This window comes from Tsukamurella soli, assembly GCF_039541155.1.
In the GTDB taxonomy this organism is placed as follows: domain Bacteria; phylum Actinomycetota; class Actinomycetes; order Mycobacteriales; family Mycobacteriaceae; genus Tsukamurella; species Tsukamurella soli.
In genome coordinates this window covers 1-15,473 of the sequence record NZ_BAABFR010000113.1, presented here as the reverse complement: position 1 = coordinate 15,473, position 15,473 = coordinate 1, and the positions used below count along the sequence as shown (strand labels likewise).

Sequence of the window (15,473 nt, the reverse complement as noted above, 5' to 3'; positions counted from 1 at the left end):
GGGCGAGCCCGGTGACCCGGGTGTGCCCGCCGCGCCGGCGCCACACCGACGTGGGGTCGATCGGCAGCGGCAGGGGGAGTGGCGGGATGCTCGGCGGGGTGTCCGCGAGGTGGCGGCGCAGCACCTCGTGCTGCGAGCGACCCGCCTGCATGTCGACCAGGTCACCCACGCCGAACCCGCCGGCGAGCATCGTGACCAGTTCGGCGCCCGCGGAGGTGCCCTGCAGGATGGTCGCCTCGCGTGGATCCCAGCCCGACCGCTCCGCCAGGGCGGCGAGTGCGGCCACCGTCCACGCGCCGCCGATGGTGCCGCCGCACCCGATGACCAGGGCGCGGCGCGTCACCGTCGAACCTCCGGCACGTGCGCCAGTGCCTGCCGCCGGACGCGGTCCGCGTACCCGCGGCGGGCGTCGGCGTCCAGCGCCAGGGCGCGGCGGTCGCGGATCAGCCTGCGGGCGATCCGCTCGATCGGTTCGGGCACGAACGCCTCGACCAGAGTCCATGCGGGGGCGACCCAGCCGGGTACGGACGTCCGCGCCGCTCGGGTGCGGAGTGTCCCGATGATCGCCCGGGCGACGTCCTCCGGGTCGACCGTAGGCAGCGCGCCACCGAGCTGCGCGCCGCTTGACAGCTCGGTGCGCACCGCCGAGGGCAACACGGCGCAGACGGCGACGCCGGTCCCGTCGTACTCGCGTCGCGCCGCCAACGACGCGCCGAGCGCCGCGTACTTGCTCGCGTTGTAGGTCACCATGCCGGGCAGCGGGATCATCCCGGCCATCGATGCGACGTTGACGATGTGCCCGCGCCCGCGGGCGACCATCGCAGGCAGGACGGCCTGCATGCCGTTCAGCATGCCCCGCACGTTGACGTCCAGGGTCAGGTCGCGGGTGGCCTCGTCCTCGGCGTCGAACGCCCCCAGCGGCATCACGCCGGCGTTGTTGACCAGCACGTCGACCGGGCCGGATTCGGCGGAGACACGGGCGAGGAAGTCGGCCCAGGAGGCGCGGTCGGTGACGTCGAGCCGCCCCGCGTGCGCATTCGGCAGCGTCCGGGCGGTCGCCTCGGCGACGTCGGTGTCCACGTCGCCGATCCACACCGTCGCGCCCCGTGCCGCGAATGCCGTAGCGGTCGCGGCGCCGATGCCGCGTGCCCCGCCCGTCACGACGACCGTGCCCGGCGGCTCCGTCGGCGTGGGGTCGTGCGTGAAGATCCGCAATGGGTCCACCCTCTCTCAGATTTGGATACCGACAGTATTTGAATTCTCGTGGTATGTAAATACCGTTCGGGCGTATCATCTGCGGGTGCCCCGCCTGACTCGTGCCGAACAGCGTGCGCGCACCCGGCGGGACCTGTTGGACGCCGCGCGCGAAAGGTTCCTCGCGGTCGGCTACGGCGCCGCGAGCCTCGACGACATCGCGGATCTGGCCGGATATTCCAAGGGCGCGGTCTACTCCAACTTCACCGACAAGCAGACGCTGTGTCGCGCGGTGTTGGACGAGATCCACCGCGACAAGATCGGTGAGGTCGCGGATCTCACGATCGGCGGTGCCGACCTCGAGGCCCGCGTGCAGGCGGCGGCCGAGTGGCTCGAGCGGACCGTCGGCGACGTGGGATGGACGATGCTCGAGTTGGAGTTCGTGACCCTGTCCCGCAACGACCCCGCGTTGACCAGCGTGATCACGGAGTTGCGCAACGATGCCCGCGGGGCGGTCGTCGACCTGCTGCGCAGCATCCGGACGCCGTCCGAGGGCACCGGCGTGGACGAGTCCGCGCTCGGCCAGATCGCAGACCTGTTGCTCAGTGCGGGGATCGGCCTGGGGATCCAGCGCGCCGTCGACCCGACGATCTCGGTCGAACCGATGGTCGGCGCGTTGCGGACCGCGCTTGCGCTGTTGTGACGGATCCTGCGCGGGATCCGTTCAGGCGGTGGTGATCTCGGCGCCGAACAGGGTGCGTGCCACGGCCAGTGCGGCGTCGACGGTGTCGAATCCGCGCGGCACCGCCACGGCCTCGTAGGCGGCGACCGCCTCCCGTAGTGGCCGACTGGACGACAGGGCGCCTGTGATGCGTTCCGCGAGGTCGGCGGCATCGCGGAGTGCCGTGTTCGCGCCGACGCCGCCGGTGGGCGGCATCGCGTGTATCGCGTCGCCGATGAGCGTGACGGGGCCGCTGGGCCAGGCGTCGACGCGGCGGGCGGCCCGCAGCGCGATCGGGAGGTACGACGACGCATCCGACCGGTCGAAGATCTCCTGGATCGTGGCGTGCATGCCCGCCACGCCGTCGACGGCGAGGCGGCGCAGTCGCGCGGGCGCAGCGGCGAACAGTTCCTCGTCGGTGACGCCGAGTCGGGCGGGCGTCGCGACGAATGTGGTCATCAGGTAGTCCATCGCGCCGTCGACGGGCGAGCGGAACTGCACGGGCGCGAGTCCGACGCCGCCCACGACCCAGCTGAAGCCGCGCAACACGACCGGCGGAACGAGCACGACGGTCGCGCGCGTGAGCGGCATCCGACCGTAGATGCAGCGCAGGCCGAGGTCGTCGACGACCGCGTGGGGTAGCAGGGTACGCCGGACGGCGGAGCCGACACCGTCGGCGCCTACCAGGAGATCCGCGGTCGTGCTCCCGGTGGTGGTCTGCACGTGGACGCGGTCGCCGGCGACCTCGAAGCCGGTGACCGTGGAGCCGAAGCGGACCACCCGGCCCAGGTTCGTGAGCAGACCCGCGCGCAGCGTGTTGCGGTCGACGTTGCTGATCTCGGTGGCGGGCAGGTCGGGAAACTCCTGGGTCATCACCTCGACCAGCTGATCGGTGAACCCGGTGACGCGGTCGCCGTTGATGCCGCTGGTGGCGCGGACCCGGTCGAGCACCGCGACCGGTAGGCAGCGGCGCAGGGCGTCGTTGCCGTCCGCGTCGATGTGCAGGCGGTAGCCCTGCCCGCGGGTCTGTGGCGAGCGATCACGCTCGAGCACGGTGACGTCTATCTCGGCGTGGTGCAGCGCCTGCGCAAGGGCGAGACCGCCGATGCCGGCGCCGTCGATGACGATGGTGGGACGTGTAGCCATGACGACTCCGATCGCGGGACGAGCCCAGTGTCAAACGAATATAGGAATCTGTCAATCATTTGATTGATTGATTGCCGGAATCGGCGCCTGCGGGCTTCGTATACTGCACAGATGCCCCCGTCCACGCCCCGCCGATCGCCTGCGCCGCAGGACCGGCAACGCGATGCCGAGCGGACCCGCGCCCGCATCCTCGAAGCCGCGTCCGCCGAGTTCGCGGCGCACGGCTACGCGGGGGCGCGGGTGTCGGCGATCGCCGCCCGTGCGGGCGTGAACCAGCAGTTGATCTCCTATTACTTCGACGGGAAGGAGGGCGTGTACCTCGCCGTCTCCCGGCGATGGTGGGAGCGCCGGGCCGAGCTGATCCCCCCGGGCACCCCGCTGCCCGAGCAGGCGCGCCGCTATGTGCTGGAGGCGGTGCACGATCCCGACGGGCCGCGGCTGCTGGCGTGGAACGGCCTACAGTACGACGGTGCCGGGACGGGCCCCGATGCCCAGCATCGCTCCGACGAGCTGCGGATCGGCGTCGACGAGCTGCGCCGATCGCAGGCCGACGGCGACCTTCCTGCCGACGTCGATCCCGAGATCCTGCTGGTGATCCTGATGGCCGCGGCCATGGCGCCCACCACGCTGCCGCACGTGATCGCAGGCCTGACCGGCGAGGATCCGCGGTCGCCGCAGTTCGTGGAGCGGTTCGCCGACCAGCTGGCGACGTTCGTGGGCGGGCTGGCGAAGCGTGGCCCCGCGGGCCCCGCGAGCTGAGCGCCGACAGGCGTCGATGCGACAGCCCGCCTGCGCGACCGTGCCCGCGTGTCGTAGGTGCGTGGCACAGTCGTCGGCGTGGGGAGCATGACGGATTGGCGGGGGTGTCTCGACGGGGTCGCGCGGGGTGCGGCGCGGCTGACGCTCAGTGCCGTCGTGCGTGCGACCGATTCGGGGGCGGGGGCGTTCCTGGCGGTCGCATCCACCGCTGGGTACCGGCTGACGCCGTGCGTGGCCCACGGATCCCTGGACATCCCGGGTGAGGTCGAGATCTCCGACGATCTCGTGCACGTCGGCGACGACGACAACGCCCGGCGGATCCCGACCCTATTGGTGCTGTGGGACTGGTGTATGGGCACGGACCCGCAGTGGGTGTACGCACTCGATGGACGGTGGTCGGTCTTCGGCTTCGATCACGGACTCTGGTTCACGGGTGAATCTGGTTGGGACGCAGGGCTTCTCTCGAGAGTTGTCAGGCTTCCCTGGAACTATCCCGTGCCTGGGCTCCTCGAGCGGTGCAGCGGCGGTGCCGCACTCGAGGTGTCGGCCCGGATCGAGTCGGTCGGCCGCGCGGATATGTCGGCAGATTCAGCGGTGATCGGAGGTGGGATGCAGACAGCGGGGCGGTACCGCTACTGGGTGCTGCGTTTCGTGCCTGACACTGCGCGCGGGGAGTTCGTCAATGTCGGGGTCGTCGCAGGATCGGACGACCGGCAGGATTGGGCGATCCGCACGGTCGATTCGTTCGCACACGCATCGCGGCTCGGCGGCCATCCGGAGCTGTTCCTGCCGTGGATCACCGACTTCGTCGACAGGATCCGACGGACCGGCGAGTTCGAAGAAGACACCACCGCGCGGTCCGCCTGGCTCGACGAACAGCGAACGCGGCTGAACAACTCGATGCAGCTGTCCGCGTCCGCGCCCGTGGGGGGCGGCTTCGGCCGTCGAGGCTGTGGACATGATGTTCGACCTGTTCGTGGTCGACGAAGCCGTTCCCCCGGGCGACGTCGCGCGGGCGATCGAGCGGCTGCGCGCGCTCTACTCGGAGTCCCCGCGCGTCGGTGCGCACCAGCTGTGGCGGCCGGAGGTGCTACGGGTCGGGCTGCAGACGGCGCCAGTGGACCTCGCCGTGGTCTCGGGTCAGGTCGCGCAGATCGTCGCGGTGGTCCCGTTCGACCGGGAACCGGTGACGGACACCCGGGCCGCTGTCGCCGCGTGGTCGCTCGCGGTCGCGCGGCTGCGGCGCATCGGCGGACTGCTCGAACAGCCCGGCCGCGCCGAGCCCGCGCCGGTCGCGCGGGACGTCCCGGTCGGGGTCCTCGTCCTGCCGCCGCGCACGGACGCCCAGCGCGATGCGTGCGCCGTCGCCGATCAGCTGTGGGGCGAGGTCGACGCGGACGTCGTCGGGCCCGGGCAGATGCATCGGCTGGTCGAACTGGCCGAGCGTCGGCTCGTCGCCGCCTGACTCACGGCCAGCGGGCGCACACCGCGAGCAGCCGCTCGCGGATCGGCGCGGCGCGTTGCGCGAGCGCGGCCTGCGCCCGCACATACTCGGCGCGTCCGGTGGATGTCTCGATCCGCACCGGTGCGAAGCCGTGGTCCGCGAGGTCGTACGGGCTCGCCCGCATGTCGAGCTCGCGGGCGTCGCGGGCCAGTTCGAACGCGTCCGCGACCAGCTCCGACGGCGCGCCCGGGGACAGCTTGAACGCCCACTTGTACAGGTCCATGCCTGCGTGCAGGCAGCCCGGTTGCTCGCGCTCGACCTGTGACTCGCGGGTCAGTTCGATCGTGTTGCGGGGTGCGGCGTCCGGGGTGAAGAACCGGTACGCGTCGTAGTGCGTGCACCGCAGGGCGGCGGCCTCGACCACCGCGTCGGCACCGTCGGCCCCGAGCCGCAGCGGGACCGGGTGGCGCACGTCCGGCGCGCGGTAGACCATCGCCCACTCGTGCAGGCCGAAGCAGCCGAGCGCGGCGGGCCGGCCAGCCGTCGCGGCGAGGAGCCGGGCGATGTGCTCGGCCGCATCGCGTCGCCGGGCGACGAACCGCGGGTCGACGGTGACGCGGCGGCCGTCGGCGAGGTAGCCGCGGGCCGAGCCGTACTCGGCGACGGCGGCGTCACCGTCGAGCGCGATCCCGAGGCCCGGGTGCCAGCGCAGGAGCTGCGCGGGCCGCAGGTTGTAGTAGGTGAACAGGAAGTCCCACACGGGGTGGCGCTCGCCGCGTCGGGTCCGCGCGATGTGTGCGTCGACGAACGGTGCGAGCCGCGTCCGGTGCGCCGCCGCTCGCGCGGTCCATTCGGACTCCGTGAGGACGGTGTCGACGGCGAGCGGGCCGGCGCTCACTGCCGATGTGTCCCGTCTCGGACGGTGCCGACGAACTCCTCCACCAGATCCTCGAGTGCGACGATGCCGACGGTGCGGCCGTGCTCGTCGGCGACCGCCGAGAGATGGCTGCCGTGCCGGCGCATGAACGCGGTCGCGTGGTCCAGCGACATCGCCCCGTCGATCACGGGCAGCGGCCGGATCCGGGTCGCACCGATCACCGTATCGGGACCCACCTCGGCGTCCATGATCTCCGGGAGCACGTCCTTGACGTGGAGGTATCCGGTGAACGCCCCACTCGACCCGCGCACGGGGTAGCGGGAGAAGCCGGTGTCGGCGACCGCCGACTCGATGGCCCCGAGCGTGGGCCCCACGGCACCGTCGGGTCCGGCCACGGACTGCAGGCCACGGATCTTCTGCAGTGGGATGGCGACGTCGGCGACGGTGCGGCGGATGGTCAGCAGTGCGCGGGTGAGTCGGGTCTGCTCCTCGGCGTCGAGCAGGCCCTGCCCCGCCGACTCGTCGATCAGCGCGGACAGCTCGCGAGTGGAGACGGTGCTGTCGAGCTCGTCCTTGGGTTCGACGCGCAGCATCCACAGCACCAGCGTCGCGAGCCCGTTGTACAGCGCGATCAGGGGCCGGGCGACGCGGCACCACGCCAGGTGCACCGGGACCAGCAGCATCGCCGCACGTTCGGGCCCCGCCAGTGCGATGTTCTTCGGCACCATCTCACCCAGCAGGATGTGCAGCACCGCGACCAGGCCGAGGGACACTGCGAACGCGATCGGGTGCAGCAGGGCGTGCGGCACGTGTGCGAGATGCAGGGGGTGCTCGAGCAGGTGCGCTATCGCCGGCTCGCCGACCTCACCGAGCAGCAGCGAGGCGATGGTGATACCGAGCTGGCAGCCGGCGAGCATCAGAGACAGCTGCTCGGACGCCTGCATCACCGTCTTCGCCCCGCGTTTGCCCTGCTCGTACAGGGCTTCGAGCCGGTCCTTGCGGGCGGAGATCAGTGAGAACTCGGCGGCGACGAAGAACGCGTTGAGCGCCAGCAGGATCACGGTCAGCAGCACGGCGAGGAGATTGCCGGTCATGAGGCCGCCCCGTCCGCCGTCGGCGTGTCCCCGGTGTTCTCCGTGCCGGGCCGATCGTCGCGCGCATCGTTGCCCAGCTCGACGAGGTCGACGCGCCGGCCGTCCATGCGCGCGACCCGCGCGATCCAGGTGCTGGGGTGGTCGTCGTCGACCTCGAGCACGCGCCGCGGCAGCTCGACCACGTCGCCGACCACCGGGATGCGGCCGAGCAGGAACATCACCAGGCCGCCGAGCGTGTCGTAGTCGCCCTCCGGCGCGTCGTAGCCGGTGGCGGTGTCCAGCTCGTCCAGCCGCAGCAGCCCCGAGCAGAGGAAGCCGCTGTCGGTGCGCTGCACGTCGGCGTCCTCGTCGTCGTGCTCGTCGCGGACGTCGCCGACGATCTCCTCGATGAGGTCCTCGACCGTGACGATGCCAGCCGACCCACCGTACTCGTCCACGACGAGCGCCACCTGCAGGCCGTTCGCCCGCAGCTGGGTCATCAGCGAGTCACCGTCGAGCGACGCGGGGACTACGGGTGCGGCTTCGCACAGGGTGTGGACCGTCGTGTGCGCCCGGTCGGACGCCGGCACCGTCAGCGCCTGCTTGACGTGCACGAAGCCCTTGGTGTCGTCGAGGTCACCGTCGACCACGGGGAAGCGCGAGTAGCCGGTCTCGATGGACAGCGCGATCAGGGAGTCGACGGTGTCGTCGAGCTCGAGGGTGCGGACCTTCTGCCGCGGCGTCATGATGTCCTCCGCGCTCCGCGAGCCGAAGCTCAGCGAGCGGCCCACCAGCTCGGCGGTGGTGGCATCGATCGAGCCGTGCGCCGCCGAGTTGCGTACCAGCGCCTCGAGCTCCTGCGCGGACCGCGCCGAGCTGAGCTCCTCGGCGGGCTCGATTCCGAGGCGGCGGACCAGTGCATTCGCCGAGGTGTTCAGGAACGAGATCGCCCACCGGAACACCGCCGAGAAGCCCACCATGATTCCGGCGGTGGCGCGCGCTGTGGCGAGCGGCCTGGCGATCGCCACGTTCTTGGGCGCGAGTTCGCCGAGGACCATGGACAGCGATGTCGCGACCACCAGCGACACGATCAGCGTGACGACCGAGACTGCGCCGGCGGGCAGCGACATCCATCGCAGCGCGGGTCGCAGGAACTGGGCGAGCACCGGCTCGGCGATGTAGCCGGTGACCAGGGTGGTGATCGTGATGCCCAGCTGCGCGCCGGACAGCTGGAACGACAGCGTGCGATGCGCGTACTCGACCTGTCGGGACCTGCGGTCGCCGCGGTCCCGCACGTCGGCCTGCACTGCTGGCTTCTCGATCGCGGTGAGCGCGAACTCGGCGGCGACGAACACCGCCGTGCCCAGGGTCAGCGCCAGGAAGCCGATGACCGCGGCGGCGGTGAGGAGTGCACTAACCATCGTCGGCGCTACCCCCGGCGTCCGGAGCGGCGGTCGCGTTGCGTATTCGATACATCCGGGAGGGGAGGATCCTGAGTCTCGAGGGTGGTGGGCACGTCGGCGGAGCGGTCCCGCGCGGGGCACGTGAGTCGAGCGCCCCGCTGCGTGCCCTGATCATACCGATTCGAGCAGGTGCCGCCCGGTCACCACCCGGTGGGCAGCGGGCGGCCCTCGGCGAACCCGGCCGCGCTCTGGATGCCGACGGTGGCGCGCTCGTGCAGTTCTGCCAGCGTCCGGGCGCCGGTGTACGTGGCGGCGGAGCGGACTCCCGAGCAGATCCGGTCGAGGAGATCCTCGACGCTCGGCGCATCGGGCGCGACACGGATACGGGAACTGGAGATCCCCTCCTCGAACAAGGCCTTGCGAGCGCGGTCGAAGGCGCCCTCGTCGGCGGTGCGGGCCGCCACCGCGCGCTTGGATGCCATGCCGAAGCTCTCCTTGTAGGCGGTGCCGTCGGCGGCGTACTTCATGTCGCCGGGGGACTCGTGGGTACCCGCGAACCACGATCCGATCATCACGTTCGACACGCCCGCGGCGAGCGCCAGCGCCACGTCGCGGGGGTGGCGGACGCCACCGTCAGCCCAGACGTGCGCGCCCAACTCCTGGGCCGCAGCCGAACACTCGGCGACCGCGGAGAACTGCGGCCGCCCGACGCCGGTCATCATCCGAGTGGTGCACATCGCGCCGGGGCCCACACCGACCTTGACGATGGTCGCGCCCGCGGCGACCAGATCGCGGGCACCTGCGGCCGAGACCACGTTGCCCGCGGCGATCGGCAGCCCCAGGCCGGCATCGGCCACCGCGGCGAGCGCGTCGAGCATCTTGGCCTGGTGGCCGTGCGCGGTGTCCACGACGAGGACGTCGGCGCCGGCCTCGGCCAGCGCGGTCGCCTTGCCACGGACGTCGCCGTTGATCGCGACGGCGGCGGCGATCCGCAGGCGCCCGGCGGCGTCGACGGCGGGGGAGTAGATCCCCGCGCGGATCGTCCCCGTGCGGGTGAGGACGCCCCGCAGCGTGGTGGCGTCGTCGTCCACCAGCACTGCGATCCGGGCGCGGTCGGCCTCGAGCAGCGCGAACACCTCGCGTGGGTCCGTGCCCTGCTTGGCGGTCACGAAGCCGGTGTGCATCACGTCGCGCAGACGCGCGAAGCGGTCGACGTCGGCGCAGTCGGACGAGGAGACGAGGCCGATCGGTCGGCCACCATCGACCACGACGACGGTGTCGTGCGCCCGCTTGGGTAGGAGCGCGAGAGCGTCGCTCACGGAGTCGTCCGGTCCGAGTGTGAGCGGGGTGTCCGCGACGAGGTCGCGGCTCTTGACGTAGGCGATCGTGTCGGCCGCCGCCTCGAGGGGTAGGTCCTGGGGGAGCACCACGATGCCACCGCGCCGCGCCACCGTCTCCGCCATGCGCCGACCGGCGACCGCCGTCATGTTGGCGACGACGATCGGGATGGTGGTCCCCGTGCCGTCGACCGTGGCGAGGTCCACGTCGAACCGGGAGGTCACGTCGGATCGGTTCGGGACGAGGAAGACGTCGTCGTACGTCAGGTCGTACTGCGGATCATTACCTTCGAGGAAGCGCACGTGGGAGCAGTTTAGTGGGCTACCTTGATCCGGCACACACTGGCGGCGCGACCGCACTGGGAGGAACAGTAGTGACCAATCCAAATGAAGCGCCTAGGAATAAGCCGAATCAATTCGGCGGATTCGGGCAGCAGCAGCCGGGCCCGGGGCAATACGGTCCGGGGCAAGGTCCGTGGCAGGGGGGCCAACCGTTGTACGGGCAGCAGGGGCCGGCATACGGCCAGGTGCCGCAGGGGGCCGGGCAGTCGCACCCGTACGGCCAGATCCCGCAGCCCGGTCAGCAGTTCGCCGGCGGGTTCGGACAACAGCCGCAGGGATACACCCCGCAGGCGAACTCGGGTTACGTGGCCGTCCCCGGGCTGGGCACCGTGCGAGTCGCGAGCTTCGGGCAGCGCTTTCTGGCGCGCCTGATCGACTCCGTGGTCTACGTGGTGGTCTACGGCATCTGCTTCGGCGTCGGCGTCGGCGCGCTGGTCTCGTCGGCGTCGGCGTGCACGACCGACCCGACCAGCGGGGATACGAACTGCTCGGGCGGCGGTATCGGCATCGCGGGGTTCTTCGTCTGCCTGCTCGTCGCCGGCCTGTTCGGCCTGCTCTACGAGTGGCTGATGATCGCCCTCGTGGGTGCGACCGTGGGCAAGATGGCCCTGCGGTTGAAGGTCGTCAATCAGTCCACCGGTCAACCGATCGGCCTCGGCCAGGCCTTCATCCGGCAGCTGATCCCCTATCTCGGGTCGATTCTGTGCGGTGTCGGCCAGCTGCTGGTCCTGCTCTCGCCGCTGATGGACAACTCGGGTCGTATGCAGGGCTGGCACGACAAGGCCGCGAACGACCTGGTGATCGTGAAGAGCTGAGAGCAGGTAGTACCTCGCTGCTGAAGCTGGGCGCGTGTTCGGCGGAGGGCTGTAGCAGCTCTCCGCCGTCTCGGCCCGGGCGTTGCTGAGATCGACAGAATTCTTGACGTGCCGACGCGAAACCGCCATGCCGGGCGGGTCCTGCCCACAGAAATTCTGTCGATTTCAGGCGCTCCTGACTGATCTGTGGATGTCTGGGCGTGCCTGAACAGGCGCACGCCGTTCGCCCTACCCCACGCCGCCGCAGCAGACGCGTTGCACAGATCGCTGACCTGGGCGCGGCGCTGCCGGATCCCCGCGTTCGTGAAACTGGCCAAACGCGTCACCCGACACCACGACCGGATCCTCGCCGCAATCGAGCACGGACTGTCCAACGGACTCATCGAATCCACCAACACCAAGATCCGGCTCATCACCCGCATCGCGTTCGGTTTCCACTCCACCGAATCCCTCATCGCCCTCGCCATGCTCAGCCTCGGCGGTCACCGCCCCACCCTCCCCGGCCGGAAATGACCCACAGATCGATCAGGAGAGCCCGATTTCCGCACGCCGCAATCAGATCGTCCTCGGGGCGTGGTGGTCAGCGCACGAACAGCAGCGCGTGCAGCTCGGTGAGCCACGGGACGGCGACCGCCACCGTAGGCACCACCAGGATCGCGCCTGCCAGGAGGTAGATCGACGCGTCGAAGAAGCGCCCCGATCGGCGCTCGCGGAGTCGTTCGACCCGGACCAGCGTGCCTGTGCCGCCCACGGCGAGCGCACCCCGCGGCGCCGAGGTCTTGGCGCAGGTGACGAGGGCGTGGGCCAGCGGCTTGGCGCCCGCCGCATCCACGGCCTGGTCGTCAGCGAGAAGCTCCACGAGCAGCTGGACCGAGCGCAGAGCGGAGGTGGAGCGCACGACGCGCGGGAACGCATGATGAACCGCGGTGAAGGCCTCGAGGACCAGGTCGTGCCGGGCCCGCAGGTGGGCGCGTTCGTGCGCGAGGACTGCGGTCAGCTCGTCGTGTGAGAGCTGGGCCAACGTGCCGCGGCTGAGGACGACGCGATGCCGGAGACCGGGCAGACAATAGGCCAGCGGCTCGTCGACGGCGAGGACGCGCATGTCGGCCGCCGTCATCCGCGGGTCGCCCCCCTCGGACACGTGCGAGAGGACATCGACGACGGTGCGGTGGCGCGCCCGCCGACGTCGGGTGCGCACAGCGACCTGTAGGACGGTGGCGACCAGCCGCATTCCGATCACGACGGTGAGGGCGAAGACCCCGACAGAGAGCAGCCATGCGCCCAGCCCGAGTTCGTGGATCTCGGTGATGGGATCGGTGGTAGGGCGGCCGTCGGGGCCGGGCACCAGCAGCCGGCTCGCTATCACCAGGCCGCAGCTGAACGCGGAGAGGACGGCGGCCAGCGCCGTCGACTGCCAGAGGACCAGAGCAGCACGCGGGGCGTGGATCGGCCACCGCGACCTCGACAGCCACAACGGCACCGGCCCTGCAAGCAGCAGGGCGAGTACGCCGAAGATGACAGCCGACACGCTCCTCAGCCTATCGAAGGCTTACGAAGTCCTGCCGTGATCTTCTGGATGCGCGGCGTCCAGATCGGCGAGGGCGCGCCGCAGCGCCTCCGCCTCGTCGTGACCGACTCGTTCGACGAAGTGCACCAGCGCCGCCTCGCGTGAGTTCTCCGCCTGCGCGAGTGCGTCGAACATCAGGTCTGCTACGAGTTCCTCGCGGCCGAATGTGGCCGCATAGCGGTGCGCGCGGTCGTTGCGGATCTGGGTGACCAGCTCCTTCTTCGCCAACCGTTGCAGTACTGTCATGACCGTCGTGTACGCCAACTCTCGCTCGCGAGACAGTGCGTCGTGGACCTGGCGCACGGTCTGCGGCTCGGTGGACGCCCACAGGTGGTCCATCACCACGCGTTCGAGATCTCCCAGTGCTGCCATTCCTCACAGTTTACTCCGGTGCACCCGAAACACTACGACGACGCGTCGTAACGAGCGCCACAAAAATTAGGGCTTGCTAACTTAGGCAAGGCTCGCCTAGAGTCATGGGTGTTGCGAGAGCAACTGAGGAACCAGACCAGACCGGAGAGACGAGCTGAGGGCTGCAGCGAACGCCCGGTCTGTGCCGCGGCGGGTCCCACGTTTGGCTGAGCGTGGGGCCCGCCGATTCCTCGTGGTCGGGTGGAGGTGGGTGAGGTGTTTCACCAGGTCATTCAACTGCTGGCCGTCAGGATGGTGTGCACGCATTGTGTCAACTACGTGTCAACTCACCTCTCGAGGCACCTTCCGGGATACCGGCACGGTGGTGATGTCGCGCTCATCTGAGAACGGGTGCGGGGCAGTTGGTCGGCATGGCCGAAGTCGTGGCTTCATCTGGTCGGCGCCCAGAATCCGCGCTCTACAGCGACGGAGCCGTTCTGGAGACCATCCGGGCCCACCCCGCCCTGCAAGTGTCGGTGCCTCGGACCCGCGTGGAGCGGGACGCCTAAGCGCCGGGTCGCGCGAGCGTCGACGCCGGGCGGACCGCCGATGATCGAGTGGGGAGAGGGCGTCAGACGCGATCGACGGTGACCGTCACGATCGGGTCGCGCAACTGTAGATCGATGATGCGGATCCCCTGGGCGATGTACCGCGCCAGATCCTTCTCGGTGACGGCGAAAACCCCGAAGCCGCTGGCGCGGGCGACGACGTCGCGAGCGAGCGAGGACGGATCTGTGTGGACCGCGCTGTGACGGTCGACGCCGGCGACGGTGAGCGTGTATCGGTACGGCATGAGCCGGACCATATGGCCGATCCACTTGCGCGCGTCTCTGTGGCGCGGCGGGCGTGACCCTGGCGACGGACACAGAACGAGACACCGCGCCGTCGAGGTCGACGGGGCGGTGTCTTGTTCAGCTGAACCCGGCGCTCTACCTCTCGGTACGCAGTACTCCCAGCCCGTGGTCCTTCAGCGCCTTCGTGGTGAGGCGTGTCGACTTCCACCTCGATGTTCGGTTCGGCGCTCCCGCACGCGCGCAGGCACGACGACTTGCGAGCGGGTTCGCATGACGTACGCTCGAGCCTGGATCCGGTGAGTTGTCGACCGGATATGCTGAGAGCTCTCATCGCCCACACTCCAGGGCCATCAACACTCTCGATCAGGGTGATCCGGTAATCGAGCACGCCGTAACATGACGCCGACTCGTACGCCGATGACGACCTGCCATACTGGACCGCGGTCGACTCCGCGACGCGGCCGCAGGCGAGACCGGTGTGCCGTAGCGTAGGAGATCAACGACATGCGATTCGCGTTCCCGAGCGTCGAGCACTTCCATGTGCGCACCGGGGCGGTTCCACGGCCACGACTCGGCTGCATCACGTCCGGCGTTCGGGAGGTGATGGCGTGCCGCCGCCTTCGCGCCTGATCGCGGGCCTGCCGCGGCTGCGCCCAGGTGCGTCGCAGGAGGTCATCCTCGACCAGTTGCGTCGAGCCATCCTCGAAACGGGAGCGGCGCCCGGAGCGCCGATCCCCGTCGAACCGCTGGCCGAGCACTTCGGCGTGAGCCGCATCCCGGTACGCGAATCCCTGAAGACACTGGTCGGCGAGGGCCTGATCGAGCATCGTCCGAACGGGGGATACACCGTCGCGCGGGTCTCGCACGCCGAGTTGCTCGAGCTGTACCTGGTCCGTGCGGCCCTGGAGACGGCGGCCCACACGGTCTCCGTGACGGCGGCGGGAGCGCGAGATCATGCGCAGGCTCGGTCGGCGTTTGCGGCAGTCGACGCCGCGGTCCGGGAGCGTGATGTGATGGGTTACCACCGCGAGAGTCGACGGTTCCACCTCGCGCTCGCCACCCCGTGCCGTATGCACCGGTTGCTGCACATGCTCGAGTCCGCCTGGAACATCACCGAACCCGTGCGACCGATGGGCCGGCTGACCGCAGAGCAGCGCGAAGTGCTGAACGCGGGGCACGCCCCCATGCTGGCAGCGTTCGTCGCGGGCGATGGGGACGCGCTCGCCATCGCGGCAGCGCGGCACGACGCGGAGTTGCGGGCCGCGATCGCATCAGCTCGCGGGGCCTCGGGCGTATGACAGCGGTGTGACGGCGCAGCCGAAGATATACCTGCGGCGCAACGGTACGGAAACACGGGCGGAATACGTTGACGGACAACATCGCCGGCGAGGTATCCGGCACCGAACTTCTGGAAAAGGAGAAGGCTCATGGCCGTGGATTCGGATAGCGTCACGAGACCTGGTACCGAGGATCCGACCTGGGAGGAGTTGGGGTATCACCAGCGGTTGACCAATGATGATTTGGCGCCGTTGCAGCGGCAGAGTTGGAAGACGTACAACATTTTCGCGTTCTGGATGTCGGATGTGCATA

General features: G+C 70.1%; 14 protein-coding genes and 3 pseudogenes. 7 read left to right on the top strand and 10 right to left on the bottom strand.

Annotation, left to right across the window (positions count from 1 at the left end):
- Both ABD908_RS23315 and ABD908_RS23310 read right to left on the bottom strand, forming a co-directional pair.
- Window positions 1-343, bottom strand: a pseudogene (locus tag ABD908_RS23315) (patatin-like phospholipase family protein); the annotation flags it as partial.
- Entirely contained in the window at window positions 340-1,209 is an 870-nt protein-coding gene (locus ABD908_RS23310) for an SDR family oxidoreductase (RefSeq protein WP_345000521.1), read from the bottom strand. The gene ABD908_RS23310 and the pseudogene ABD908_RS23315, both read right to left, overlap by 4 nt.
- Before the next feature lie 91 nt (window positions 1,210-1,300).
- Between ABD908_RS23310 and ABD908_RS23305 the strand changes: the two genes are divergently transcribed.
- Entirely contained in the window at window positions 1,301-1,897 is a 597-nt protein-coding gene (locus ABD908_RS23305; protein ID WP_345000519.1) for a TetR/AcrR family transcriptional regulator, read from the top strand.
- Window positions 1,898-1,918: 21 nt separating this feature from the next.
- Here the strand turns inward: ABD908_RS23305 and ABD908_RS23300 are convergent, their stop codons facing one another.
- Window positions 1,919-3,061 (bottom strand): FAD-dependent oxidoreductase, encoded by a 1,143-nt coding sequence (locus ABD908_RS23300; protein ID WP_345000517.1) that lies wholly within the window; start codon window positions 3,059-3,061, stop codon window positions 1,919-1,921.
- Between the two features lie 111 nt (window positions 3,062-3,172).
- Between ABD908_RS23300 and ABD908_RS23295 the strand changes: the two genes are divergently transcribed.
- The 3 genes and pseudogenes from ABD908_RS23295 (at window position 3,173) to ABD908_RS23290 (ending at window position 5,285) form a co-directional block, all read left to right on the top strand.
- Window positions 3,173-3,820, top strand: a complete 648-nt coding sequence (locus tag ABD908_RS23295) for a TetR/AcrR family transcriptional regulator (RefSeq protein ID WP_345000515.1) — start codon at window positions 3,173-3,175, stop codon at window positions 3,818-3,820.
- Window positions 3,821-3,907: 87 nt separating this feature from the next.
- Window positions 3,908-4,639: pseudogene (locus ABD908_RS27725) on the top strand (DUF3037 domain-containing protein); the annotation flags it as partial.
- A gap of 139 nt (window positions 4,640-4,778) precedes the next feature.
- Window positions 4,779-5,285, top strand: a complete 507-nt coding sequence (locus tag ABD908_RS23290; protein ID WP_345000513.1) for a hypothetical protein — start codon at window positions 4,779-4,781, stop codon at window positions 5,283-5,285.
- Between the two features lies 1 nt (window position 5,286).
- On the opposite strand, the gene ABD908_RS23285 is transcribed toward ABD908_RS23290, so the two are convergent.
- From ABD908_RS23285 to guaB1, 4 genes are all read right to left on the bottom strand, one after another.
- Window positions 5,287-6,162, bottom strand: a complete 876-nt coding sequence (locus tag ABD908_RS23285) for a 3-methyladenine DNA glycosylase (RefSeq protein WP_345000512.1) — start codon at window positions 6,160-6,162, stop codon at window positions 5,287-5,289.
- Complete coding sequence (locus tag ABD908_RS23280; protein ID WP_345000510.1) at window positions 6,159-7,235, bottom strand: hemolysin family protein; 1,077 nt, start codon at window positions 7,233-7,235, stop codon at window positions 6,159-6,161. The genes ABD908_RS23285 and ABD908_RS23280 overlap by 4 nt, the downstream gene beginning before the upstream one ends.
- A complete protein-coding gene (locus ABD908_RS23275; protein WP_345000508.1) occupies window positions 7,232-8,635 on the bottom strand; it encodes a hemolysin family protein in 1,404 nt (467 codons plus the stop codon). The genes ABD908_RS23280 and ABD908_RS23275 overlap by 4 nt, the downstream gene beginning before the upstream one ends.
- 182 nt (window positions 8,636-8,817) lie before the next feature.
- The gene (gene guaB1, locus ABD908_RS23270; protein ID WP_345000506.1) at window positions 8,818-10,257 is read right to left on the bottom strand and encodes a GMP reductase; all 1,440 of its coding nucleotides are present in this window, start codon (window positions 10,255-10,257) and stop codon (window positions 8,818-8,820) included.
- 191 nt (window positions 10,258-10,448) lie between these two features.
- Between guaB1 and ABD908_RS23265 the strand changes: the two genes are divergently transcribed.
- Both ABD908_RS23265 and ABD908_RS23260 read left to right on the top strand, forming a co-directional pair.
- Entirely contained in the window at window positions 10,449-11,111 is a 663-nt protein-coding gene (locus ABD908_RS23265; RefSeq protein ID WP_345000504.1) for an RDD family protein, read from the top strand.
- Between the two features lie 213 nt (window positions 11,112-11,324).
- Window positions 11,325-11,624, top strand: a pseudogene (locus tag ABD908_RS23260) (transposase); the annotation flags it as partial.
- A gap of 67 nt (window positions 11,625-11,691) precedes the next feature.
- On the opposite strand, the gene ABD908_RS23255 reads toward ABD908_RS23260, so the two are convergent.
- From ABD908_RS23255 to ABD908_RS23245, 3 genes are all read right to left on the bottom strand, one after another.
- Window positions 11,692-12,639, bottom strand: coding sequence for a M56 family metallopeptidase (locus ABD908_RS23255; protein ID WP_345000502.1), 948 nt, complete (start codon window positions 12,637-12,639; stop codon window positions 11,692-11,694).
- Between the two features lie 21 nt (window positions 12,640-12,660).
- Window positions 12,661-13,050 (bottom strand): BlaI/MecI/CopY family transcriptional regulator, encoded by a 390-nt coding sequence (locus ABD908_RS23250; protein ID WP_345000500.1) that lies wholly within the window; start codon window positions 13,048-13,050, stop codon window positions 12,661-12,663.
- 610 nt (window positions 13,051-13,660) lie between these two features.
- A complete protein-coding gene (locus ABD908_RS23245) occupies window positions 13,661-13,882 on the bottom strand; it encodes a hypothetical protein (RefSeq protein WP_345000498.1) in 222 nt (73 codons plus the stop codon).
- 609 nt (window positions 13,883-14,491) lie between these two features.
- Here ABD908_RS23245 and ABD908_RS23240 point away from each other — a divergent pair.
- On the top strand, window positions 14,492-15,181 hold the full coding sequence (locus ABD908_RS23240; RefSeq protein ID WP_345000496.1) for a GntR family transcriptional regulator: 690 nt from the start codon (window positions 14,492-14,494) through the stop codon (window positions 15,179-15,181).
- Window positions 15,182-15,473: the final 292 nt, after the last annotated feature.

Coding starts and splice junctions, on each gene's coding strand:
- ABD908_RS23300 (WP_345000517.1), bottom strand. CDS start 3,061: ATGGCTACACGTCCCACCATCGTCATCGACGGCGCCGGCATCGGCGGT.
- ABD908_RS23295 (WP_345000515.1), top strand. CDS start 3,173: ATGCCCCCGTCCACGCCCCGCCGATCGCCTGCGCCGCAGGACCGGCAA.
- ABD908_RS23290 (WP_345000513.1), top strand. CDS start 4,779: ATGATGTTCGACCTGTTCGTGGTCGACGAAGCCGTTCCCCCGGGCGAC.
- ABD908_RS23280 (WP_345000510.1), bottom strand. CDS start 7,235: ATGACCGGCAATCTCCTCGCCGTGCTGCTGACCGTGATCCTGCTGGCG.
- ABD908_RS23275 (WP_345000508.1), bottom strand. CDS start 8,635: ATGGTTAGTGCACTCCTCACCGCCGCCGCGGTCATCGGCTTCCTGGCG.
- ABD908_RS23250 (WP_345000500.1), bottom strand. CDS start 13,050: ATGGCAGCACTGGGAGATCTCGAACGCGTGGTGATGGACCACCTGTGG.
- ABD908_RS23245 (WP_345000498.1), bottom strand. CDS start 13,882: ATGCCGTACCGATACACGCTCACCGTCGCCGGCGTCGACCGTCACAGC.